17 protein-coding genes and 1 pseudogene are annotated in these 23,127 nt (G+C 55.0%); 12 read left to right on the forward strand and 6 right to left on the reverse strand.

Annotated features, from left to right (window positions below):
• Positions 1 to 15: 15 nt before the first annotated feature.
• The 3 genes from DHN10_RS06280 to DHN10_RS06295 all read right to left on the reverse strand — a co-directional run bounded on the left by DHN10_RS06280 (position 16) and on the right by DHN10_RS06295 (position 11,999).
• Positions 16 to 5,955, reverse strand: coding sequence for a calcium-binding protein (locus tag DHN10_RS06280; protein WP_108814362.1), 5,940 nt, complete (start codon positions 5,953 to 5,955; stop codon positions 16 to 18).
• Positions 5,956 to 9,600 (reverse strand): beta strand repeat-containing protein, encoded by a 3,645-nt coding sequence (locus DHN10_RS06285; RefSeq protein WP_108814363.1) that lies wholly within the window; start codon positions 9,598 to 9,600, stop codon positions 5,956 to 5,958.
• Positions 9,601 to 11,402: 1,802 nt separating this feature from the next.
• The gene (locus DHN10_RS06295; RefSeq protein WP_234417053.1) at positions 11,403 to 11,999 is read right to left on the reverse strand and encodes a tyrosine-type recombinase/integrase; all 597 of its coding nucleotides are present in this window, start codon (positions 11,997 to 11,999) and stop codon (positions 11,403 to 11,405) included.
• A 232-nt stretch (positions 12,000 to 12,231) separates the two neighbouring features.
• On the opposite strand from DHN10_RS06295, the gene DHN10_RS06300 reads away from it, so the two are divergent.
• The 3 genes from DHN10_RS06300 (at position 12,232) to DHN10_RS06310 (ending at position 13,361) form a co-directional block, all read left to right on the forward strand.
• Positions 12,232 to 12,657, forward strand: coding sequence for a hypothetical protein (locus DHN10_RS06300; protein WP_108814366.1), 426 nt, complete (start codon positions 12,232 to 12,234; stop codon positions 12,655 to 12,657).
• Positions 12,658 to 12,716: 59 nt separating this feature from the next.
• Positions 12,717 to 12,965: a hypothetical protein gene (locus DHN10_RS06305; RefSeq protein ID WP_108814545.1), complete on the forward strand. Its 249-nt coding sequence runs from the start codon at positions 12,717 to 12,719 to the stop codon at positions 12,963 to 12,965.
• A 75-nt stretch (positions 12,966 to 13,040) separates the two neighbouring features.
• A complete protein-coding gene (locus DHN10_RS06310; RefSeq protein WP_108814367.1) occupies positions 13,041 to 13,361 on the forward strand; it encodes a hypothetical protein in 321 nt (106 codons plus the stop codon).
• Positions 13,362 to 13,422: 61 nt separating this feature from the next.
• Here DHN10_RS06310 and DHN10_RS06315 read toward each other — a convergent pair whose 3' ends face one another.
• The gene (locus DHN10_RS06315; RefSeq protein WP_108814368.1) at positions 13,423 to 13,659 is read right to left on the reverse strand and encodes a hypothetical protein; all 237 of its coding nucleotides are present in this window, start codon (positions 13,657 to 13,659) and stop codon (positions 13,423 to 13,425) included.
• 73 nt (positions 13,660 to 13,732) lie between these two features.
• Positions 13,733 to 14,704, reverse strand: coding sequence for an SH3 domain-containing protein (locus DHN10_RS06320; protein WP_108814369.1), 972 nt, complete (start codon positions 14,702 to 14,704; stop codon positions 13,733 to 13,735).
• 127 nt (positions 14,705 to 14,831) lie between these two features.
• Between DHN10_RS06320 and DHN10_RS06325 the strand changes: the two genes are divergently transcribed.
• The 6 genes from DHN10_RS06325 (at position 14,832) to DHN10_RS06350 (ending at position 20,027) form a co-directional block, all read left to right on the forward strand.
• On the forward strand, positions 14,832 to 15,485 hold the full coding sequence (locus tag DHN10_RS06325; protein WP_108814370.1) for a hypothetical protein: 654 nt from the start codon (positions 14,832 to 14,834) through the stop codon (positions 15,483 to 15,485).
• Positions 15,486 to 15,677: 192 nt separating this feature from the next.
• Positions 15,678 to 16,037: a hypothetical protein gene (locus tag DHN10_RS06330; protein ID WP_108814371.1), complete on the forward strand. Its 360-nt coding sequence runs from the start codon at positions 15,678 to 15,680 to the stop codon at positions 16,035 to 16,037.
• Positions 16,037 to 18,109: a type IV secretory system conjugative DNA transfer family protein gene (locus DHN10_RS06335; protein WP_199910638.1), complete on the forward strand. Its 2,073-nt coding sequence runs from the start codon at positions 16,037 to 16,039 to the stop codon at positions 18,107 to 18,109. The genes DHN10_RS06330 and DHN10_RS06335 overlap by 1 nt, the downstream gene beginning before the upstream one ends.
• 20 nt (positions 18,110 to 18,129) lie before the next feature.
• Positions 18,130 to 18,957 (forward strand): replication-relaxation family protein, encoded by an 828-nt coding sequence (locus DHN10_RS06340; protein WP_108814372.1) that lies wholly within the window; start codon positions 18,130 to 18,132, stop codon positions 18,955 to 18,957.
• 99 nt (positions 18,958 to 19,056) lie between these two features.
• Positions 19,057 to 19,401 (forward strand): H-NS histone family protein, encoded by a 345-nt coding sequence (locus DHN10_RS06345; protein WP_108814373.1) that lies wholly within the window; start codon positions 19,057 to 19,059, stop codon positions 19,399 to 19,401.
• A 104-nt stretch (positions 19,402 to 19,505) separates the two neighbouring features.
• Entirely contained in the window at positions 19,506 to 20,027 is a 522-nt protein-coding gene (locus DHN10_RS06350) for a UPF0149 family protein (RefSeq protein ID WP_108814374.1), read from the forward strand.
• Between the two features lie 183 nt (positions 20,028 to 20,210).
• Here the strand turns inward: DHN10_RS06350 and DHN10_RS06355 are convergent.
• Positions 20,211 to 20,674 (reverse strand): annotated as a pseudogene (locus tag DHN10_RS06355) (IS5 family transposase); the annotation flags it as partial.
• An 89-nt stretch (positions 20,675 to 20,763) separates the two neighbouring features.
• Between DHN10_RS06355 and DHN10_RS06360 the strand changes: the two are divergent.
• The 3 genes from DHN10_RS06360 to DHN10_RS19675 all read left to right on the forward strand — a co-directional run bounded on the left by DHN10_RS06360 (position 20,764) and on the right by DHN10_RS19675 (position 23,044).
• Entirely contained in the window at positions 20,764 to 21,747 is a 984-nt protein-coding gene (locus tag DHN10_RS06360; protein WP_108814375.1) for an endonuclease/exonuclease/phosphatase family protein, read from the forward strand.
• A gap of 186 nt (positions 21,748 to 21,933) precedes the next feature.
• Positions 21,934 to 22,395 carry a hypothetical protein gene (locus tag DHN10_RS06365; RefSeq protein ID WP_108814376.1) on the forward strand — a complete coding sequence of 154 codons (462 nt, stop codon included), beginning with the start codon at positions 21,934 to 21,936 and terminating at the stop codon, positions 22,393 to 22,395.
• Positions 22,340 to 23,044 (forward strand): phage tail protein, encoded by a 705-nt coding sequence (locus DHN10_RS19675; protein ID WP_159086938.1) that lies wholly within the window; start codon positions 22,340 to 22,342, stop codon positions 23,042 to 23,044. The genes DHN10_RS06365 and DHN10_RS19675 overlap by 56 nt, the downstream gene beginning before the upstream one ends.
• Positions 23,045 to 23,127 lie beyond the last annotated feature (83 nt).

Here is a 23,127-nt window from a genome sequence, read left to right on the forward strand (position 1 = left end):
CTTCTGTTGTTTGGCCTACACAAAGACAAAGTCATCCTGATCGATCAAACCAGAGGTATTGAGCAACTCGATCTGCTGACCATTGTCGTAGTCAATGAATGTCGATGTGCCAGTGGTCGTTATGGTCAGATCAGCAAAACTGAGACCAGAGGTGGAGAAGTCCATCATATCCGTGCCATCCTCAAAGTCTGTGATTTGGTCCTGGCCATCACCAAGGTTGAATACAAACGTATCTGCACCGGAGCCACCGGTCAGCGTGTCATCGCCTGACCCGCCGATCAATGTGTCATTCCCAGCTTGCCCGTCCAAGGCGTTGTTGCCATCCGTGCCGGTGATCGTATTAGCGCCATCTGAGCCGATGACGTTCTCAAACGCGATCGTCACCTCTGTCGTGCCGCTACTCCAATTTGCGACGCCTGCAACCAGATCAATATCCACCGCTGATGAAGAGTGAGAGAAATCAACCGTATCAATGCCATCACCACCATCGTGGTAGTCGGTCCCCAAACCCCCGAGGATGACGTCATCACCATCGCCACCATACAGCGTGTCATTGCCTGAACCACCGTCGAGAATGTTGTTCTCATCGGTACCGGTGATTGTATTGCTGCCACCGGAACCAATAACATTTTCGAAGGAGATCACGTCTTCGTCCGGGTGTCCGCTCCAATCGGCAATTTCGGTGACCAAATCAACATCAACGTCGCCAGATGAATACGAGAAATCCACGGTATCCATACCCGCGCCGCCATCAAATATGTCTACTCCAATGCCGCCAGAAATCGTATCGTCTCCGGCGCCGCCATTGAGGATGTCGTCCCCGTCGCCACCGATGAGGTGGTCATTGCCAGCTCCTCCGTCAAGCGTGTCGTCGCCCCCGCGTCCTTCGAACCGGTTATCACCGGTATCGCCAATGATGATATTGTCACCGCCCGTTCCGATGACATTTTCCACGTTCACAATTGTTTCGATGGTGCCGTTTGACGGCCAATTGACCTGACCGTTCAAAAGGTCGATCGTATTATCTGCATTGGAGAAGCTGAAGTCGGCTGTATCGATGCCGGATCCGCCATCAAAGCTATTTGCGCCAAGGCCGCCATATAGAACATCGTCACCGCTTCCACCGACCAGCGCGTCGTCTCCATCGCCGCCATTGAGCGTATCGTTGCCGTCGCCACCATCGAGCAGATCATTGCCGCCATCACCGTTTAGTGTGTCGTCGCCTCCCTCGCCAAACAGATCATCGTCGCCTGTTTTGCCAGTGATCGTGTCGTTGCCGTCGCGCCCATAGATGTTGTCGCGGCCGCCCTGGCCGTACATCGTGTCATCCTGCGCGGTGCCTTCGATTGTGGTCTGATCCAGGATATCCTGAAGGGTCCAAGTTTCTCCATCGCCAAAGCGTATCGCCTCAATGCCTTCTCCGTCATCAAGATCGAATTGATCAAAGATTTCGATCAATTCAACCGCAGCCCCGCCAGAGATCGTGACGAATAGATTATCGCGGATATTGGTGTCGGTGGTAAATTGACGGGTGAGTTCTACGTCTGACGAAAGCACGCCATTGAGGACAAGCGTATCTGTGTCACCGGTGTTTGCGTTCCGATCATCAATCTTGTCGTTTCCGGCCCCGCGCTCCCAGATGTAGGTGTCGTTTCCAATGCCGCCTTCAAGACGATCACTGCCCACTCCGCCGACCAAAGTATCGTCTCCAGCAAAGCCCTCAATAGTATCGGCACCATCCAGACCATAAAGGTTATCCGCGAAAGAAGTGCCTTTGACGACAGTTCCGCCAATACCATCCTCGACAATTGTTGCATCTCTGATCTCATCAAGTGACCACACCACCCCATCACCAAAGTGTATTTCTTCAATGCCGCGTCCGTCATTGGAGTTGCTGTAGCGATTGTGAACCTCAATCATCTCGCCGGTGCTTAATATGGTGATTTCAACGTGGGCGCTGCCTTCTTGTCGTTTGAGTTCCACGTCGCCCGACGAGATATCGGTCAGGATCAACCGGTCAATTTCTGATGTGTTGCTCTCGTTATCGCGAATACTGTCATTGCCATCACCCGCAGACCATTGATATGTGTCGTTTCCTGCGCCACCTCTTAGGATATCGACACCCGCTCCGCCGATCAGTGTGTCATCCCCACCTTCACCTTCAAGAACATCATTTCCTCCAAGGCCATAGATTGTGTCCTCAAGGCCCCAGCCAACAAGCGTGTTTGCAGCTTCGGTGCCGGTAGTAATAGTCTCAGCGAGCGCGCCGCCGAGAACTTCGACGTTTACACCATCAGCAAAGGTAATGAACTCAATGCCATCTCCAGTGCCCGAGGTCCCCACGTCAAAACGATCACGTACAGTGATTGTCTCACCTGTAGAGATGATGGTGACGATAAGATCATCGCCCACCTTGGTGAGATCCGCGTTGTCGGAGTTAACGTCAGTCAGCCGCAGAGTGTCCACTTCAGTTGCCGCGCCAGTGTCGATGATCAGATCATTGCCGTGACCGAGGGACCATAGGAACGTATCGTTGCCTGTGGTACTGCGAACTGTGTCGTTCCCCATACCGCCTTCAACAACGTCATCGCCGTATCCACTGTAAATCGTGTCGTCTCCAGCAAGGCCTCTGATGTTGTCGTCACCGGCCTGTCCGTAGATGGTTTCTACGCCATCTGTACCGGTCATCCAAGTTCTTGACAGAATGTCCTCGACTGTCCAGGTGATGCCATCTGCAAAGCTGATCAGTTCAACGCCTTCGCCATCATTGAGCCAGAACTGATCTGCAACGAGCACTTCCTCAACCTCAGCTCCGCCTTGAATCTCAATAGTTAGGTTGTCTCGAGCTTCCGCAGATCCGGTACTTGACCGTTTCAATACGACGTCTGTCGAATTCACATCTTCGAACACAAGAATGTCCTGATCGATCAGGTTGGCATTCTTGTCCATGACCGTGTCGTTGCCGTCGCCACGGCTCCAAACATAGGTATCGCTGCCGATCCCGCCGTGAAGTTCGTCCGCTCCCTGATTGCCAACGAGCGTATCATCGCCATCATACCCATGGAGCGTGTCATTGCCTTCAAGTCCGCGGATACTATCATCGGTGCTGTTCAATCCGTGGATCGTATTTCCGCTTGACGTGCCATTCATCCAGGTCTGGTCGATGATGTCTTGCAGGTCCCAAACCTCGCCGTCCGAAAACTCAATACGTTCAAGCCCTTCGCCTGCAGCGTCGAATTGGTCCCAAACCCCAATTCTACCGCCTCCTTGGGGCGTCTCAATCACTATCCAAAGATCATTTCTGGCGTCTGTTGAGCTACCTAAGCGTTCAAGACGCACATCTTGCGAGCCAACATCAAGAAAATGCAGTGTGTCGACATCGTCCCCGCCATCTTCCGTATGTGGACTATTTTCAGTAATGTAGTCATCACCATCACCGCGCTGCCAGAGATAGGTGTCGCTACCATCTCCGCCCCGCAATACGTCAACTCCGGTGCCGCCAACGAGTGTGTCATCTCCAGCATCTGCAATAATTTGATCGTTGCCCACCAGGCCGAACAGCCGGTCATCGTAATTCGTTCCATCAAGGGTGTTGTTGCCAGTGCCACCACTAACCGTGACGGCAGCGAGAATGTCTTTCAGTGTCCAAACTGTCCCACCGTCAAATTCAACACGTTCGATACCGCGCCCCGGGTTACTGTTGCTGTATTGGTGATCAACTTTGATGAGTTCGCCGGTACTGAGAACCTCAATGACAAGCTGAGAACTTCCATTGGTTCGCGTGAATGACACATCGTCCGAAGTAACGTTCTCCAGCACCAATGTGTCCGTCTCGATCCAGCTGTTGAAGCCATCATGGATGGTGTCATTGCCATCACCTTTTGCCCAAAGGTAGGTATCTGAACCAGCGCCTCCTTCGAGACGATCATTGTCAAGACCACCATCAAGTATGTCTGAACCGTTTCTTCCACGAAGGGTGTCATTTCCCGCAAAACCCATGATGTGATCTTGTCCGTCACCGCCGTCGAGCTTTTGCGCGTCGTCGGTACCAACCTGCAATGCAGGACCCACAGACGGAGGCGCCAGATGCGCATTCCCGTGCTCGAGATGTTCCGCACTTTGCGCGAGTGACGCGACAAGTTGTGCGGCGGAAAGGTTTGCTGCGCTCAGATGTCCGGTCCAGACGCTTAACTCATCCGCCGTGGCCTCTCGCCCAAGGGCGTTCAGGAAGGCCTGTTGCACAAGCGCTTCGCCAGACAGGCCATGCAGCGTTGTTGTTGATACACCGGTGAGATCACCCTCAACCCCCATCAGGATTGCGGCGATATCATCAGGCTGCTTGTCGCCCTCCAGCAGCAGCTCCGACAGATAAGTCAGTTCCTGCTCGGTTGGATCCCGATCATAAACCACGTCCACAATATTCGTGATCACCGACTCCACATAAGCCCGATCCAGACTACGCTCAAACACAGCCGGGTTCATGATGACATCGAAGTTGTTGGTCAGCATATGACCGTTGCCCACAACACTGTGCTCAACAGAGTCGTTGATCTCCAACGTAAGCTCCGCACGTGTGCTCAGACCCGCATCAAGCACAGACAGGGTTTGTGCCAGCTCCACCATGCTTGGCGAGCGGCCAAAAGCATTCATGTAGGCTTGCGTCACAAACTCCGCGTCAGACTGCGTGCCATAGCGGGTCGCATACTCTCCGGACCCGATCAGATGATCGATCAGCGCAGCCTTGTCGAGTTGGCCATCGTCTACCCATTGGATCAGCGCTTCACTCTCACCGCTATCAAGGCCGCGATCCAGAACCGTGTCATAGATGCTTGCAGCTTCGTCCAGCAGACGGTCCTTTGCGGAGGCATCCAGACGCACTTCAAACTGTTCGGTCACGGTGCCGGTTGTTTGTGTGAGTGACCAGGTCTCAACCCCAAGCGCATCAATCTCATGCGAGGTTGACCGGTGACCAGAACCGGTCACACCGTTGTCCCAATCATAACTGCCGTTATCGAGCACCGACCGGGTGGTTGTCTGGACATTGCCCTGCCGCATGACAGTGGTTGTCAGACCATCAGCTGAGGTTGATGTGATGAACGTGTTGTTATGGATACCCGCCACATTGTAGGAGGCAACCGTCTCAACGCTTGACCCATCAGCTGCGATCTCCAGCACCGATGTCTTGTCGGCAATCCCATTGCCGTCATAATCCATCTCGCGCGTGGTTGTGCGCCCATCCGCACTGACGAGTTCGGCAACGCTGGAGTGCAGTTCTCCATCCGCATACAAGGTCTCAGTGAGGGTATCGCGTGCGCCCGATCCATGCAGGGTTGTCACGGAGATCGAAGAGCCGTCAATTTCATCATCACCGTCAACATCAAACGCCGTGATCGTGACCAGCCCATTGGCCGATGTTGTCGTGGATTCCTGGTACCCCAGGGTGCCCGACCCATAGGTCTCACTGAAGGACGTGACCATGTCGCCGTTGTCGTTGTAGTAAATATCCGTGGTACGCGTCAGGTCGGTTGTGCCATCGCCATCAACGTCAAAGGCATAAGAGGTTCTCATCCCATTGGCAGCCTCAGTGGCCGTCACGCGCGTCGAGACCACGCCGTTGATCTGCACGTCTTCATAGATTGTTGTGGTGTTTCCACTGAGATCAACCACGGCGTCCACCCGTTGATCCACAAACCCATCACCATCAATGTCCAGCGTCTGCACGCTGCTGCGCCCATCCGCACTTACCGTCTGGGTTGCGACCTGCTGCAAGTCATAGCCGGCACCATATTGCTGCGTTGTGCTGGTGAACCCACCATCCGCACCACGGTCAATGTCAACCGTGCGATCAATGCTGCCATCACCAGAGTAATCGGCAGTGATGTCCGTGTTGAGCCCGTCACCGCTTGTGACCGTTGTGATCTCAGACAGCGTGTCAGAGGTGATGTCGCGGGTCACCTAGGTTTGAATGACATCGCCGTTGGCCGCGTAGCTGGTGTCTGTCTCACTGATGAAGTCAAAGACACCATCGCCATCCAGATCAAGCGCAGAGGACGACGACATGCCATCATCGCTGACGGAGTGTTCTTCGCGCCCCTCAAGCACATGGTACTGGCCTCTGTGCTCCACGGTTTGCGTGATCGTGCCGTCAACACCAACCGCCGCGGTCTCAACCGTGCGCAGGTCAATCTCACCGTCACCGTTGCGATCTGTCAGCCGGGTCGTGGTGCGCCCGTCACCGCTGGTGATCACCTCATAGGTGCTTTCCACCACACCGCCTGAGGAGAGATATTCAGTTGTGGATGTCTGCGTGCCATTGTCCGCCAGGGTGCTTGTGGTGCGCAGATCATCATTGCCGTTGCCATCGGTATCATTGGTGCTGGTGACAGTCCGGCCATCCGCGCTGGTTTCAACCGTGAGCGCGCCAATGGTTGTGCCATCGGCAGAACTGCGGGTTGTGGTCTGGGTCTGCGTGCCATCGGCCGCAAGATCCGTGACCGAGACAACCGTCAGATCCGCCGTGCCATCGGCATCATAGTCGTTGCTGCGCGTGGTCGTGCGCCCATCATCGCTCCTGGTCACAGTGGCGCTGCTATAGGTTGTTCCGTCCCGCCCACGATCTTCAGTGACTTGTGTTGTCGACCCATCTGCATTGAGCGTCGTCGCCTCGGACATCACCAGATCATCAATGCCATCACCATCGCGATCCTGGGACACCGTTGTGCTCAGCCCATTGGCACTGACAACAGTTTCCGATGCGGATTGCAGACTCCCGTCAGCCGCCAGCTGCGAGGTGGTCGAGGTCAGTGTGCCGTCATCAGCCTCAATTGTCGCGCTGGTCTGATCCGCAACACCGTCGCCATTGACGTCCACAGACCGCGTTACGTGACGGCCATCATCAGAGGCGGTTGTTGTCGACCCGCTGCGCAGCACACCAGCTGCATCGCGCACCTCATTGACCGTGGTTGTGCTGCCATCAATTTCTAGCGTGGTTGTTGTTGTGCTGATCAGATCATAGGTGCCGTCACCGTCGGCATCTGTGGATTGGGTGGTCACCAACCCATCATCACTGGTCTCAGACAATGACTGTGAGATCAGACTGCCGTCTTCTGCGGTCAGCTGCGCCACTGTGGTTTGGCTGCCATCGGCGTTCAACGTCGTGGTGCTGGTATTGGTTCGCTCCGCAGAGCCGTCACCATCCCCGTCAGTTTGGGTAGTCGTCGTCAGGCCGTCATCGCTGGTGCTGACAATACTCTCACTGCGCAGACTGCCGTCATTGTTGCGGGTCTCATTGACCTGTGTGCGGCCACCGTCAGTATTCAGCGTGGTTGTGCTGTTGGTCAGTGTCTCGGTGACACCATCGCCATCTGCATCGGTCGCCGCAGTGCGAACCAGACCATTGGCGCTGACAGTACTGGTTTGTGTTCCTGCAACCGTACCATCAGCGTGGAAGCTAGTGTCCACAACAGTGCGTGCGCCATCCACATCTTGCGTGGACACAGTGGTGCGATCAACGCTGCCGTCGCCGTTTGCATCTGCATCCGTTGTGACAATACGCCGGTCAGCGCTCTGTGTTGACACGCTTTGCGACAGTAAAGTAACGCCATCACCAGCATAGGTGGAGCTGTCAGACACGACTGTACCATCGACATTGTTCGTCTGCGACACCTGAGTTGTGCCGTCCAAAGCGCCATCACCGTCGCTATCAAACGTCGTGGCGGTTGTAAGGCCATCAGCGCTTGTGACGGACGTCGTTTCGCTACGCAGCGACCCATCTTGATTGGTAGCTATGACAACGCGTGTTGCGACACCGGCCCCATCAACAGTCGTGATGTCAGAGGTTGTGGCGTCAATATCGCCATCACCATCAGTATCCGTGGTTGTGGTCCGCGTCAGACCATCGGCACTGGTCACAGAGGTGGAGACTGCATTGATCGTCCCATCCGCATTGCGATCCCAGCTTGTGGCGGTACGTTCGCCCGTCGTGCCATCCACACTGACGTCACGCAGCAGATCCGTCGCCTCAAAGACGCCATTCTGATTGAGGTCCACATGCGTTTGGGACGTGACCTTATCTGCGCCAAGCGTGGTTTCTTGCATGCTCCGAATGGAGCCATCGGTATTAGTCGCCGTGATGGTCTGGACGCGGCTACCATCAGGATTGATCACTGTCTGATCCACCGTGGTCACATCGATATCGCCATCACCATCAAGATCGGAAGAGATTGTTTTGGTCAGCGCATCATCAGACTGCACCTGGGTCGTTGTGCTCCGCGTACTGCCATCTTCGTTGGTGACCACAATTGTTGAGGTGCTGCCCGTCGGGCCTGTCACAATGTCCAGGTTCTCGATTGTATCGCTGTCGCCATCGCCATCCACATCACGGGCAATGGTCTTGGTCTGACCATCTGCACTGACCGTCTCGGTCACAACCGCACGGGTTGAACCGTCCTGATTGAGCGTTGTGATCGTCTCTGACCGGCTGCCATCAGGGTTCACCACAATCACATGGGTCATGGTCACGTCCGTGAGACCATCGCCATCACTGTCAATGGCTTCCGTTCGGGTCAGACCATTGGCAGAGACGGACTCGTCCACGCTGCGGATCACTGTGCCGTCCTGACCGACATCCGTCGTGACAATGGTCATGCTGCCGTCAGCAGCCGTTGTGCGCACTTCGATCTGATCAAACCAGCCACCACCGGTGGAGTCGCGATCAATCGTGATCGTGTTGCCATCGGCACTGGTGCTTGTGACCGTCTGGTTCAGCAGGATCGCTGTGACCGCTGTGGCCCCCAGACTGTTGGTCACCGTCTTAACAGTCGATCCATCCGGATTGGTCACGGTATCAATGGTCTGCAAACGATCCACAACGCCATCGCCATTGTCGTCATAGCTATTGGCAATCTGTGTGCCATCAGCGCTCACAACAGTGGTGTTCACAAAGGCAATGCTGCCATCGGCGGCATAGGCCGTTGTGATCTCGGTGCGTGTACCCGCGCCATCAACGCTCTCGACCTGTTCAAGGCGATAGCCGTCAGCCTCAGCAATCAAGGTGACATCCGCCACGGTTCCGGTGGAGCCATCAGCCCAGGTAAAGACCGTCTGACCGGTGATCGTAGAGCCGTCAGGTAGCTCGATGTTTGTGGCATCTGCCGTCAGATCAACAGATGTGATCCCAAGATCCGCAAACGTCATGGCCGTGGTGGAGCCGTCAGCATTGGTTACCAGCAGTTTGAAGTCCAGCCACGCGTCGTCCAGCGCGTCAAAAACACCATCGCCATTGCTGTCAAAGACAGAGGCGAGGGCTTCCATATCCGACGTGGCCGTCGGGTCCCATTCGGTGAAAATATATTGGCGGGACTCGGTGATTGCACCAAGATCGTCAGGGTCGTAGAACAACACCGCATTGCCTTCACCGGCCCAGGCCGTGCGGTTTTGCAACCCATCTCCCGTGGCATCGACATATGTTGTTGAGTTGGAGAGCTCGGTGATGTTGATGCCTGCGCCAGTGAGGTCGAAGAGGATGGGTCTTGGCCCAACCTTATCGTAGTTGTCCTCTGGCGGTGCATTGCCACCTGGATTGCCTGACGGCACATTCACCGTTGGCTGTGAGGGAGGCGCAGGTGGGCCAATGAACGTCGGATCGTTTGCCGTAGGGGTTGGATCAGGCCTCGGGGATGGTCTCGGATCATTGTCGTCTCGGCCACCCGATGAGTTCCCGCTTTCAGCTGGGCTTGCAGCGCCCGTATTGTTGCTGGAATGCCTTGGATCAGTTGGCGGCAACCGCCAATCATTGTCATTCCGTGAGTCACCGTCGCCAAAATTGAACTGGGTTCCAGGAGCACGCTGCTGTGCGCCGGTCGTGCTAAGTTGCTGGGCAAGCTGATCTAGATCCGTGAGCCGGTTACCTTCTGCGATAGCATCAAGTGCATTTAGTTCATCACCGGCACGCAAACCTCTTCCATCGTCAAACCGTCCACCGTAACCCGGAACCCGAGCGCTACCAGCTGACTGTGATGACAGGCCTGAACCGCCGGCAGGGTCAACTTGAGGCTGCCCCCACAGACCGTGCGTCATTTCCGCTGAAATTGTAGTCCAGAATGGACTTACACTCACCAATGCATGTGCGCCGTCCGCGGACGAAACCTCAGCAATTACTTCTCCGCCAAGCTTGAGTCCAAATAGTTCCGCGCTTCCTCCCAGACCCACTCCTGCCCCGACATTTGAATCTTCAAAAGCGATAAAACCCATAAGGCCGGATTCAAATGGGCTATGGATGGCTATGACTGTCTCAGCGAATGCTCCGAATCCTCCACCAACTGAGATATTGACAGAATCTTCATCGAAACCGCCCCGCAAATGCCCTCGAATGGGTCCAAGTTTTATGGCTCCGCCTGCAATCGTGAAGTCGCCTTGGTTGACTCCTAAAAGACTAGCCGGGAGGTCTTCGATCGTTGCATCAATACCGACACTAACCTGATCTGATAGATTTCCTTGCCAAAGCGGAGCGGATGTACCCTCCGACGCAGTCGAGCCTCTTGCCATAATTGATTTACTCCGCGGTTAGTTGAAAAATCTGCCAAGGTCAAAGCCGACAATCAACAGCAGTGATCTGAACGCCAGGAAAATTCCTAGACTCACTATCACAAATGGAATTGAAGCAATTATCTGAACCGCAGATATGTCAGGCAAATCCACTTTATTTACCTCGAGCACCAAGAACGGCAGCGCAGCCACAAGAAAAATGATGAAATACCCCAGAAGGAATCTAATCGGGTACATCCCTGCCAAACGCCAAAGTAAAACAATCCTAGACAACGGAAATCCCTCCAAACACTAGTCGCTCCGAGATCACGTCGCTACAAGATAACGTTAACCTTTGATGCAACCGAAAGTTTGATATCCGAAACGTCATGGGTGACTATTCCTGCTACTTTCACAAATCTCGCCGGTGCGCTTGCTCCAAGAGTACTTCTCCAATGGCAATTCGATCATTTCCGGACAAACATCACAGTCACGAAAGGAATGAAGAGGCGCTGCACTCAGACCGGTTGTTGAGCCTAAAAGGAAAACTGCAATAAATAGTCGTAGTGCTAACAAGGCGAAATTCGTTCCGACAAAAGTGGCCGCACCGCGCAACCTTAGCGCCACTTGAACATCACAGCACAACTAAGCGCAACCCCTGATGTATGAGTACTTCGCAACAAACTGTTTACGATTCGAACCTGGCCGATGCCACTATTCTCAGAACATGATCGTTATTGGGACGTATCGAGGCTTCGAAAAATGAGCTCCCGACGCATGCACACCTGCCATTCTTCTAGGGTCCCTTGTCACGCTTGAAGCTGCCAAGCCTCGGCCGATCCCGCATCCTGCGCCGGAGCCGCCCGAATTCACTCTCCTCACCACATCCTCTCCGCAATCCCGCGTTCCTCCACTCCACTGGCGTCTGCATAGATGGCGGTTGTGGACATATCGGCATGCCCCATCCACTTCTGCAGGAGATTGAGGGGTATGCTGGCATTGAGCGCATGGATCCCAAACCCATGCCTGAGCCCCTTGGGACAAGCCTGCACGCCTGTGATGTCCGCCTCTGCCATCAGCTGCTTGATCCAGCGATAGGCAGTGCTGCGATTGAGTGGCCGGTTGCGGTGCTGCCAGAGCGGCGCGTCAGGTTGTGTTTGATTGGCGTAGCCCTGCAAAACATCTGCAAGCTCAGTTGGTATCGGCACTTCGCGGAACACGTTCCTTCGGCGTCGTTTGAGCGTCCGGTATGTGATCACGCGAGTTTCAACTTGGATGTCGCGCGGTGTCAGGGCCAGCGCCTCCGATATCCGGCACCCGGTGTAGAGCAGAGTCAGGCCAAGAGAACGCTGCGGCATCGTCGCTTGCTTGCAGGCCGCAACAAACCGCACCCGCTCGGCGGCGTTGATATAGAGCCTGCGCGCGTCTTTATCATAGAGGCGCATGGCTTGCGTGGACGCTGATATCGTGGACATGGATTTGGGGTCTGGGGCAGCTGCATTGCGTCGATTTGACTGTGCAACACTATTCCCAATTTTGGTGCAGGCGGTCGGATAAGCCAATGAATCCAGCGGCTTGCCTGCGCTGAATATTAGCCTAGATGCTGAGATTCCTTCGCGCAATCACAAAATAGCCTGCAATCTCAACAGTGTACAAAATTGGGAATAATGGTGCAAATCCAGCACCGTGGATTGTGGATATTTGAGAATGGTTTTTGGAGAGTTTGCTGTGCGTGGCGGGGGTGAACCTCCGCATCGGTGGGGGCGTAATCTTGTCGGTGCGGCGGTTCTGGCGCTGGCGCTCATTGCCAATTCGGCCAAAGCGGATCCCCTGGAGAATGATGATGTTGCAGTTGCTTTGCAGATGTCCCTCAGCGGTGCAGTCAGCCAAGGAACACCGGTCGCAGCCAATCCCCGTATTGTGGATGTATACTACCGCACCCCCACAGAAATGACGGTGTTCTTTGTGGCCCGCAACCGCCAGGGCCGCGTGGTGCCGGGCATGGTACGGGCTGTGTACACGGCAAGTGAGCGGTGGCTCTGGACCTCCGGGAACTTTGCCACCGGTGGCATGGGTGGCTATGGGTTCAGGAACCCAACCCCCTTTGGTGGGCGCTATCAGCCGGTGCAGTGACGCAAGCCGATCAAAACACGCCCATCATTCTCATTCTTCTTTCAACAAAGGGTTCGCTCATGAAACCACTCGCAATTATCGCCAATATCCTCATTCCGGGTGTTGGTTCGTTTATCATTGGCAAGGTTGGAGCCGGAGTCGCGCAGATCGTGATCTGGGGTTTTGGCCTGATGCTCACCCTCGGCACGCTGGGCATCGGCGGGATCATCGGCCTGCCATTGATGCTGGGGGCCTGGATCTGGGCCATTGTGACGGCGGCCGGTGCCAATCAGCCGGTGCAGGTCACGGTTGTGAACAAACAGGAGTGATGTGCTGAATCAGACATTTCCCCAGTCACGCATCATTCGAAAACATCAAATCCCAAACAATCATTCGAGGATCACATGACCTTCACCAAACCTATTCTCTTTGCGGCCTTCCTGGCCACCACAGGCTGCTTCGGCGACGACTTTGCCAAGATGACCCTCACGGACGAACGCCTGGCCTCTGAAGCCGGTGGTGTGCTGGGCATCAACCCGGCCAACTTGACTGTCACCGAGCGCCGCTCGTCCTATGGCAGCGGCACATACTTCACCGTACGCGCCCGCAATGGGCGGGTGTATAACTGCGTGATCACCGGTGGTGGACCGCTGGCCTTTGGTCTCACCAATCCGCCGGACTGTGCGCGTGATGGTCAGCCCATCCAGCGGCGAGGGCTGTTCTAGAGATAGGAACGCAGAAAGGCGCGGAAACCGCGCCTTTCTCAATCTAGTTGGGCCGCAAAGCTTACCCCCTGAGCACCTGCACAATCTGGAAGGTGATGGCGGCATTGGCAGCCAACTGCCCCACCATCATCACAGCAATCCACATGATCAGCTTGCGGATATCATCTTTGCTCGCCAGCGCATGCCGCGCTTCTTCGCGCGTCAGAAACGCATCAACCGCCGCTTTGGCGCGGGTCTTGTCGATGCCTTGCTCTATGAGGATGTCGTAGAGTTCAAACGGTGCTGTGGTCGATGTCATATGCAGATCATTGTAACATGGATTGGGTAAATCGTTAGGTCGCGAAGCCTTTGTCATTCCCGCTAATCGGCGATCAACGCTGGCGCGCAAAGTACGACTGGAGACGGCTTTGGCTGACGTCACTCTCATAACAAATGGGGCTATATCCGCCGGGACGTGACCACGCACTTCGGTTGCCACATCTGCGTCCACCGCGATCAACATTGAACGGGCACGGACAAGATCCGGGATATGCTGCAATGCTTTGGCGAATGATCGCCTGACGCGCCGCCTGTATCTCTCGACTGGTTGGCACTGCCACCTGTCGGACCGGTGCTGGTGTGGCGGGTGCTGCCACTACCGGCCTGCGCGACGACAGAAAACTTGACGCCATCCAGCCATTGCCCAGCGACGAGACAATCTGTGTCCATCCACCTTGTTCATCGACCTGTCTGACACGCGCGCCTTTGGTCAACTGTCCCATCACGGCGTTGGTTGTTCCCGGGCCCGCCCTCTGGTTCACCCGGTCGCCTGTTACATACAAGTATGTTGCACTGTCCGTTTGAACAGCCTGTGCCGACGCTGTCGAAGGTCTCGTGGGCGAATTAGATGGGCCTGTATCAAAGGCTGATCCAAGCAACCCCATGACGCCCAGCACAAAAACAACTGGCCAGAAGAGCTTGCGTTCTGCCCGACGAATGGCGCGACGCGGTGCGTTCAGGACGTACATTGGCGAGCTTGATTTGCGCCAATTGCCGGACCGGCGCGGAGCGCGCAGCTTGGTGTTGTCCCTTGCATGTCTTGCCCTACCTGATGCTAGGTTGCGAGAGCTCCCTTTGGCTGCGCCTGCCTCTGTGTTTTTGCCAGTGTTCTCTGGTCCCAATCCAAGCAGCTGATGCAGTTTCTTGTACTGTGGATTGCTCAGCCGGGTCTTGGGACCGGTCTTTGCAAACCGCGATTGCATGTTGCCCAGAAACGACCGTTCCCAATCGTTAAGGCGATTGGAGGTCAGCAGATTCTGTATCTCTGCTTCGATCTGTTTTGTGCGCTCCAAAGAGAACGGCATCAGCGTCTTATCCTCAGCTCTGCCCCACCTCCACAACCATAGCGCAAACGTTGCCTTCAAAAAACAATTGACTCAGCACAGCTCTCGGTTGCACCGTAGCATGGTATTTTGATGAGTAGGAATTGTCATGCAGTCATATCAATCAGCCCGCAATCTGTTTAGCTTTTTGGGATTTTGCGCCGGTGCGCTCATTATCCTGGGTGGGATTCTTGCCGTGATGGGCGGATCAGCAACGCAGTCACTTGGCCGCAATGCAGGCGCTGCCCAGTTCCTGTTAGGTGCAATGCCCGGCATCATGATGGCTGCAGTGGGTGTGATCGGACAGTGCATGGTGCAGATGGGCCGGGCCGCGGTTGATACGGCAGAATACGCCCAGCAATCCCTCAAGGTCTCCCGCCAGCATATGGAGCTGTCACAGCAGTTGCTGGAGCAAGGCAAGACGACCGCAACCTCATTTGCATCTCTCAATCTGCAGCACGTGGCACAAGCGTCAGGACCGGCCAGCGGCGGCGCTGACGCAGGCGCGAGCTATGCAGATCAGCCATCCGCGACTGCGACCAGCGCTCCGGATCAGGGCGCACCCGCGGCCTTGCCTGCAGCGACTGCCGCCGCCGCGGCACCCACCAAAGCCATCACCTATGAAGAGCAAGTCCCGCTTCCACCACTGTCCTCGGACATCACATACAAGGATGGCAAGTTCCTGGTTGGTGACAAGCCGTTCTGGTCCAAGGATGAGGCTCTGGCATACCAACAAACCCTTGTTCCAGTGGCTTCCAAATGACCCCCATAGGGACCCCCAACCCCTCTGGGGGTCATGCATGGGGACCAGCGCTGAACATAGATACGCATTGTTGCACAAAACCCCATGTTCAGCTGCCTGACTTCACCTGCTTGCGCAGCTGAATTCCCCACCCTCCCATGCATTGTCATTCCCTTCTGCAATATTTGATACCCAGAGGACAAATCCCCCACCATGCGCGTCTCGATCAAACATGTAACCACCCGCCGTGGGGCCATCTTCAAGAAGACATTCTATGAAGTCTGCGTGACTGTTCTCTTGTCTCATGAGGAAATCCAGATCGTGCGACAGCGCAACCTGCTTGAAACCAGGTTGATGGACAGGCGACCGGCCACTGCCAAGGTTGATGACCGGGATGAGAAATTTGCGCTTTATGTGAAGGGGGTCATCAACGGCAAGACCGATCGGTTTTTGTGCGCCACCCCAGCGGATGCCAAGCGCTATGAAGAGCGCATGCTGGATACACTCTCGCAACTCAAACTCTGGATCAGTGACAACGCAGAAACCAGTGAAGGCATTGTGGTGGAGTTCTGATGGGCAATCTCTCAGATCAGGTCTCGGGGCTGGTGATCAGCGCGATTGTGGTTGGTCTGTGCCTGATGGCCGCGCTTCTGATCACGCCGATCTTCCTGTTGGGAGCCGCCGGATATATTGGCGTCCGGTTGTATCTGGAAAGTCCAGCCCGTGCAGAGCGCCTGGCTCGGGAAGAAACCCAAGCACTCTATCGCCACGCACGGGCTGGAAACGTCCTTTTGAGCGATGCAGAGCAAGATGCAGCACTTTGTGCCCACTGGCCAGCGTCCACGCCCGCGCCGCTGCACATACAACTTCTGGAGGTGGGACGGGCATTGTTTGAAGCGGAGGGCCTGAGCCCCGACATTCCCCCACCGCCTGTCTTATGCAACACGGTGGAAGGTGGCCGCTACCGCGATCTGCTGGCGAAACAGGGCCAGGCCCGCAATGATCCGCAGATGGTGCGATCCGCACTTGACGTGATCAGTGAGGCACTCTCGCCTATCGCCAAAGCAGCACCGCCCATGGATGGAGATGTGCTGGTCTCGGTCTCCCAGTTCCTCACCCCGCACAATTTGGTGGTGGATCAGATTGTCACCCCGTTCTTTGCGGACAACGGATATAATCACTTCAAACCGTTGCGGGATCAGCTTGACAACAACCTGCGCCAGACCCATCGCACCAACCCGGTCTTTCCGCGCGACTATCGCGGTGATGATGCGGTGGATGTCTATCTCAAAGGCACGGTGTTGCGGGATCTGTTTGATCTGAAAACACCCTTTGAGATTCCTGACGCGCTGCGCTTTGAACATACGCATATCGTGGCGGGCAGTGGCCACGGCAAAACCCAGACGCTGCAGTACCTGATTGCCAAGGATCTGCCGGATGTGGCGGCGGGCGCGAAGTCGGTCGTCGTGATCGACAGTCAGGGTGATCTGATTGGCAACATCCTGCGGGCCAAAGTGCTGGACCCTGAAGACATCGTGTTGATCAATCCCGAGGACATTGCCTATCCGGTCTCGCTTAATCTCTTCTCGGTGGGGCAAGAGCGCATGGATGATTATTCCCCGCTGGAACGTGAACGGCTGACCAATTCCATCATTGAGCTCTATGACTTTGTGCTGGGCTCGCTGCTCTCAGCAGGCATGACGGCCAAACAGAGCGTGGTCTTTCGCTATGTCACAAGACTGATGTTCCATATCCCGGATGCCACGATCCACACCTTGTGTGATTTGATGGAAGCGGGCGGCACAGAAAAGTATCAGGAACACATTGCCAAGCTGGAGGGGACGCCGCGCCGGTTCTTTGAGACGGAGTTTGAGAGCAAGGAATTTGCCGCGACGAAAACACAGGTGCTGCGCCGTCTGTATGGCGTGCTGGAAAACCAAACCTTTGAGCGCATGTTCGCCAACCCAGAGTCCAAGTTCGACATGTTCAGCGAATTGAATGCGGGCAAGCTCATTCTGATCAACACATCGAAGTCGCTGCTCAAAGAACAAGGCACCGAAATCTTTGGCCGGTTCTTTATCGCGCTGATAGCCCAAGCAGCTCAGGAACGGGCTGTGCTGCGTCAGCAAGACCGCTTGCCTGCCATGATCTACATCGACGAAGCTCAAGATTACTTCGATGCCAACATCGGCGTGATCCTCTCGCAGGCGCGTAAATACAAGGTGGGCATGGTCATGGCGCACCAATTTCTTGGACAGCTCTCCAGTGGTCTCTCAGAGGCCTTTGAGGCCAACACCTCGATCAAACTGGCCGGTGGTGTCTCGGCGCGTGATGCACGCACCTTATCGAGCCAAATGCACGCCACACCGGAATTGATCCAGCAACAACCCAAAGGCTCGTTTGCCACCTATCTGCGCGGATTGACCGACAAAGCGGTTCCAATTGCCTTTCCATTCTTTGAGTTGGAGAAGTTGCCACGGACGACAAAAGAAGAGCGTGCGGCGATCCTGCAACACAGCCGCGACGCATACGCGCAACCATGGGAGAACAAGGCTGACCATAGCGAACCAGAGCCTGAAGACGCCGAAATCATCCCACCAAAAAAGGATGATGATGATCCACTTGGGCCTAGTCCGGAGTTGTAGCGGGGTGGCAAGTTGGGCGTATGAAACATGTCCTCGCTTCCCCACCCTATAACAAACTGGCTGTCCGTCCCACGGACCGCGAACTGCGCTGGTTTGCGCAGATTGATCGGCATGGGCCGCAGTCATCCGCGTTCCTCTTTGAGGCCACGCGCGATACGCATCGCTGCAAAGATACGGCGTTGCGTCGCATGCAGGCGCTGCGCGAAGCCGGGTATCTGCGCCTGCCACCGCAGCAACGCCAGATCGCAAATGCTGACTTCAATCCCTATGTCTATGATCTGACAAAGCTGGGATGGGACTGCCTGGCGGACTACCAAGACCTCGAACGCCATTGCCGCCCAACCGGCCACTGGTGGCATGGCTACTGCGTCTCGGCGATATCAAGTGCGATTGAGATCACCGCAACCCGTGCCGGGCTCACATACATCCCTGCAGCGCGTATTTTGGCCCTCAGAGGCGTTGAGATGGCCATTCCAATCTCTGGGTCCAAACTGATCCCAGATCAGCTCTTTGCGCTGAAATACCCCGATGGATACCGGGCCTTTGCATTGGAAGTGGATCGTGGGACGGAACCGGTGCGATCGGGTGCGGCAAGGAAGTCGCTGGCGCGGTCGGTGGTGCAGTATCAAAGCGTTCTGGCTCAACAGCTCCACAAGCAGCACTATGGTCTGAAATCCAATCTGGCGGTGCTCTGGATCTTCAGCAGTGCGAGACGCCAAATGCAGTTCCGGGACTTGGTTGGTGACGATCAGCGATTCAGGACGGCATGGGCTGATCTATTGTTCCCGAGGTTTGCCGAAGTAGTGGAGAATGCAAAAACATTGGTTGACCACTCTGAGGTCCAATAAAACCGTGGATGGAATGCACATCTTCCGGTAGTTCATTGATGGCCTTCACTCTTCTTTTCTCTTTGGTGCATAAGCCCACTGGGACGAGGAGACATTCCAATGAAATACGATCTAAAATCACTCAATCGCAAAGAGCTTGAGAAACTCACAGCCAATGTCGAGAAAGCACTGGCGCGGGTGGAAAAGAAAGAAATGAAAGAGGCGCTGGCGGCAGCAGAGAAAGCGGCGAAGGCACATGGCTTCGCTCTTTCGGAAATTACCGGGGATACGACTCCGCCAACCAAAGCAAAGCGCAAATCCGCCGCAAAGCCAAAGAAGCCGGGTGTCGCAAAGTATGCCAATCCCGATGACAAAACGCAAACCTGGACCGGCAAAGGGCGGCGGCCAGATTGGTTCCTAGCGGCGATGGCGGCGGGCAAGACGCCAGAGGATCTGGAAGTCTGATCTAGCTCATCGATGCAAGATCTTTGAATGCTTCGCGTACATATTGCCGCGAGGCACTCTTTGTTTAGACATGAGGTTAAACGAGAATTTAGCGGAACGCAGTTATGACCGACATTCTGACCGAACTTGACGCCTACCTGCGCTCCGAAGACGCTCCACCGGATTGTCTGGGTTTGTCCGATTTGGATGGGTTCCTGACAGGCGTGGTGTGTACGCCGCTTCCCGTCGCGAACTGGGCGGAGGTTGCTTTTGGTGCAGGTGCAACTGTACCGCAGCGCATCATGGAGATAGTAGAGCAGCGGCTGACTGAGATCACAGCTGGCCTGTCGTCCAAAACGCCAGTATTGGAACCTGTGTTCTGGCAGGCACCCGAAGGGCACTCCATTGCCATGGATTGGTGCGAAGGATTCATGGAGGCAGTGAAGCTCAAAGTCACTATTTGGGACGAGTTTGGCCAGTCAGAAATTGGCGCGAAGCTCATGCTGCCAATCCTGGTGCATATGTTTGATGATGACGGCAACTCGATGTTTGGGCTCGCGCAGGAGGATATCGATGGAACGCTCGATGCCGCCTCAGAGGCTATCCCGCAGGTCGTGCCACTGATCTATCGAGAGATGCGAGGCTAGGTCCGAACGGAGGTGCAGATCGGCCCTAAGCGGTCACTCGACCAACTACGGAAATTCTGCAGTTGCATCCCACATTCCGGGCATTCGAGCACACTGTCCTCAGAACTCTATTGTTGTCCGGCTTGATCAAATTCGTCGTAACTTGATGGAATAGCCTCCATTCCGTCCAGATCGCTCTGCAGGACGTACCTTGACTGCCATCACCCCACTCCGGGCGGCAATGGCGTAGCGGCACTTGCGTGTATCATAGGCCCCATCGGCCGTCACTGATCCGATGTTCTGATCGTCGAGGATTTAGTTCAGCAGCTCGGGCAAGATGGGCGCGTCACCGATGTTGCTGCTGGTGACCTCGACGGCCCTGACCTCCAGCGTTTCTTCATCGATCCCAATGTGTATCTTGCGCCAAATGCGCCGCTTCGAGCCGCCATGTTTGCGGCATTCCACTCGCCTTCACCTTCGGCTTTGATGCCGGTGCTATCGACACGCAGGTTCAATGGGCGGCTTCCACCGCGATACGGCAGGCTTACGTTCAGCGTTCTTTGACGGCGGCAAAGGGTGCTGAAGTCTGGAACAGCCCAGTCCAGTCCGACAAGCCTCAAAAGGCTTTCGACAAACCCGTTCGGTTGTCGGAGCGGCATCCCGCACAGCCATGATTGCTGTAGGGTGAATTTTCTCTTATCAAACTCACATAGATTTTCAGATCAATCATTGAACACAAATTTTGGAAGGACATTACATGCTTCACCGGCATTTCATTCCGTTTGTCACGACCGTTCTGTTGGCCCAACCTAGTCATTCTGACCCTCTGGTACTTGGTGCCTGGAACATCCAAGACCTACATCATCAAAAGGGTGTGCATCTGCGAGACTTTGATGGTTTCCTATCTGTCAAGCGAAGGACCGAAGACTTCGAACTCTTAGAAAAGTACCGAGACCTTTTTGGTCGAGGTGGACAGCCAGCTGACGTAATCGCGTTGCAAGAGATTGGAACAAGGGCGGCGCTTGAACGCCTTTTTGCGCCCAGCGAATACATTACCATTATGTCGCCCCGGTGGGAAAACGACGACGCAGCACCCGGCGACGGGGATGTGTACACCGCCATTACTGTACGTCGCGATAGCGGCGTGTCTGTGATAGGTGGTGCCGCGCACGCGTCCGCTCTGGAGGTATTGCACACAGATGGTCGACCTACCCGTGCTGGAACCGGCGCAATACTTGAGTTTGAAGGACAGCAGTTTGCTTTTTTGTCTGTTCATTTGAAATCAAGTTGTAATGGCACCAGGAACATTCACCGGTCCCCGCCGGGGGATTGTGGCACGCTATGGCTGCAAACGCCCGCGCTGCGGGCGTGGATCGAAGATATGCAATCTCGTGGATTGCCAGTTATTATCGCTGGGGATTTCAACCGCCGCTTTCGCGAGATGAACTTTGAAGGTTCTCTTTGGGAAACTATCAATGGAATTGATCCGACTGTAGAAAATGGTGTTGCTGATCCAAATTTCGTAGCGCTACCCCAGACAACGCCAAGGCTCTGCTCAACCAGAAAGGGTAGCAGTAGTCAGCCTATTGATTGGTTTTTAGTAGAACAGCCATTGGCCAGGACCTTCGTTCAAGGTTCATACTGGGAGCGCCGATGGACCGAAGACGACAGGTCTGCTGCACAAGGAGGTCGAGGTCTCAGCGACCATTGTCCAATCAGCATCACACTTGAGTTTGAGTAATCATATTGGATGGGTCAAAGTTTGGGAGATGGGGCTACCGTCCCCCTGCCTCGCTAGGAGGCTCGCTGATCGGTCATTTGATCAATCCAGTCGACGAGGTCCTGTTCCAGAGAGAACACCCGAAACCAATCAGGTAGACAATCTCGGCAACAATCGTCTAGTCTGTTGCCATAAATTTGATGAGAATTGGTTGTTACATTGATTGGGGCAAGTGAACTAGTTGAGCTTTATCGGGCTGCCCAATCTTCTGTCGATGCAGAGGAAAAGCGTAGGCGGGCTGCTGAATTTGATGATGCCGTATCCCACAATGTCAAAGAGCTGTTTGATGATCCTAGCTACCCCCGGCGCAGGCGCTCGTTTGGCGTGATCAAGAAGTCGTTTGGCGGCTACTTTGACAACGATCTGAATGAACTCAAGCGACACCTCATCAGGATCGGCGCATCACATGTTCGAGGCGAAGGAGACAGTGCGCTATGGAACCTGCCCAGAGGGAACATCCGAGCTAAAATCAAACGATTTGGGTCATTGGCCGCAATTGTATGTGGAGTGTTAATTTTTTCAGTTTTTCTTGAAGGCTACCAGGAGATTTGGGATGCGATTAGGTGCTACTTCTGCTTTGGCGATCGGTTGGTTTGCGGCTGCCCTTAGCTTGGCCAGCGACGCGTTGGCTGACGGACACAACTGCTCGTTGAAGAACGCGACTGGAACGACGACCAGTGATGAGAACGACCAGTGTCTCTTGGCTAAGATTGAGGCATTGTCAAATGCAAACGAAACGTTGCAACAACAGATTGCGAATCTGCCGAGTGAATTAAGCACGGCGGTGGAAACTACAAGTTCCAACACTGACTTTGTAAACGAAGGCGAAGTCAATTCACTGATTTCTAGTGCTGTATCCGACCTTAGGCACGATCTACCGCTTGGCACGATTGTAGCGTGGCAAGGTACTGGAACGATGCCTGACGGGTGGGCAATCTGTAACGGCACAAACGGAACACCTGATTTGAGGGGTCGTTTCTTGCGAGGGGTGGGTGGACTTGCAGAAGTCGGCCAACAAGGTGGATTGGCACAACACACAATCTCGCCACCAAATCACTCTCACAACATTGCACGGGGCAGCCGCACAGACGCACTGAGGGCAGAAAATGGTGGTGGTGTAATAACCCACACGACCGTCGTCGACTATTTGTTTAACACGTATACTGACAGCGCCCTGCGACGGACACAGACGATCGACATCGATAACTTACCGCCATACGAAACTGTAATCTACATCATGAAAATTCGATCATCTTGACAACAAAAATGGCGTTTGGGGAGAGATTTCGAACCCTCTCCCCGCTTCGTCAGGAGGCCCGCTGATCGGTCATTCGAACAATC

This window comes from Loktanella sp. Alg231-35, assembly GCF_900143545.1.
Lineage (GTDB): Bacteria > Pseudomonadota > Alphaproteobacteria > Rhodobacterales > Rhodobacteraceae > Yoonia.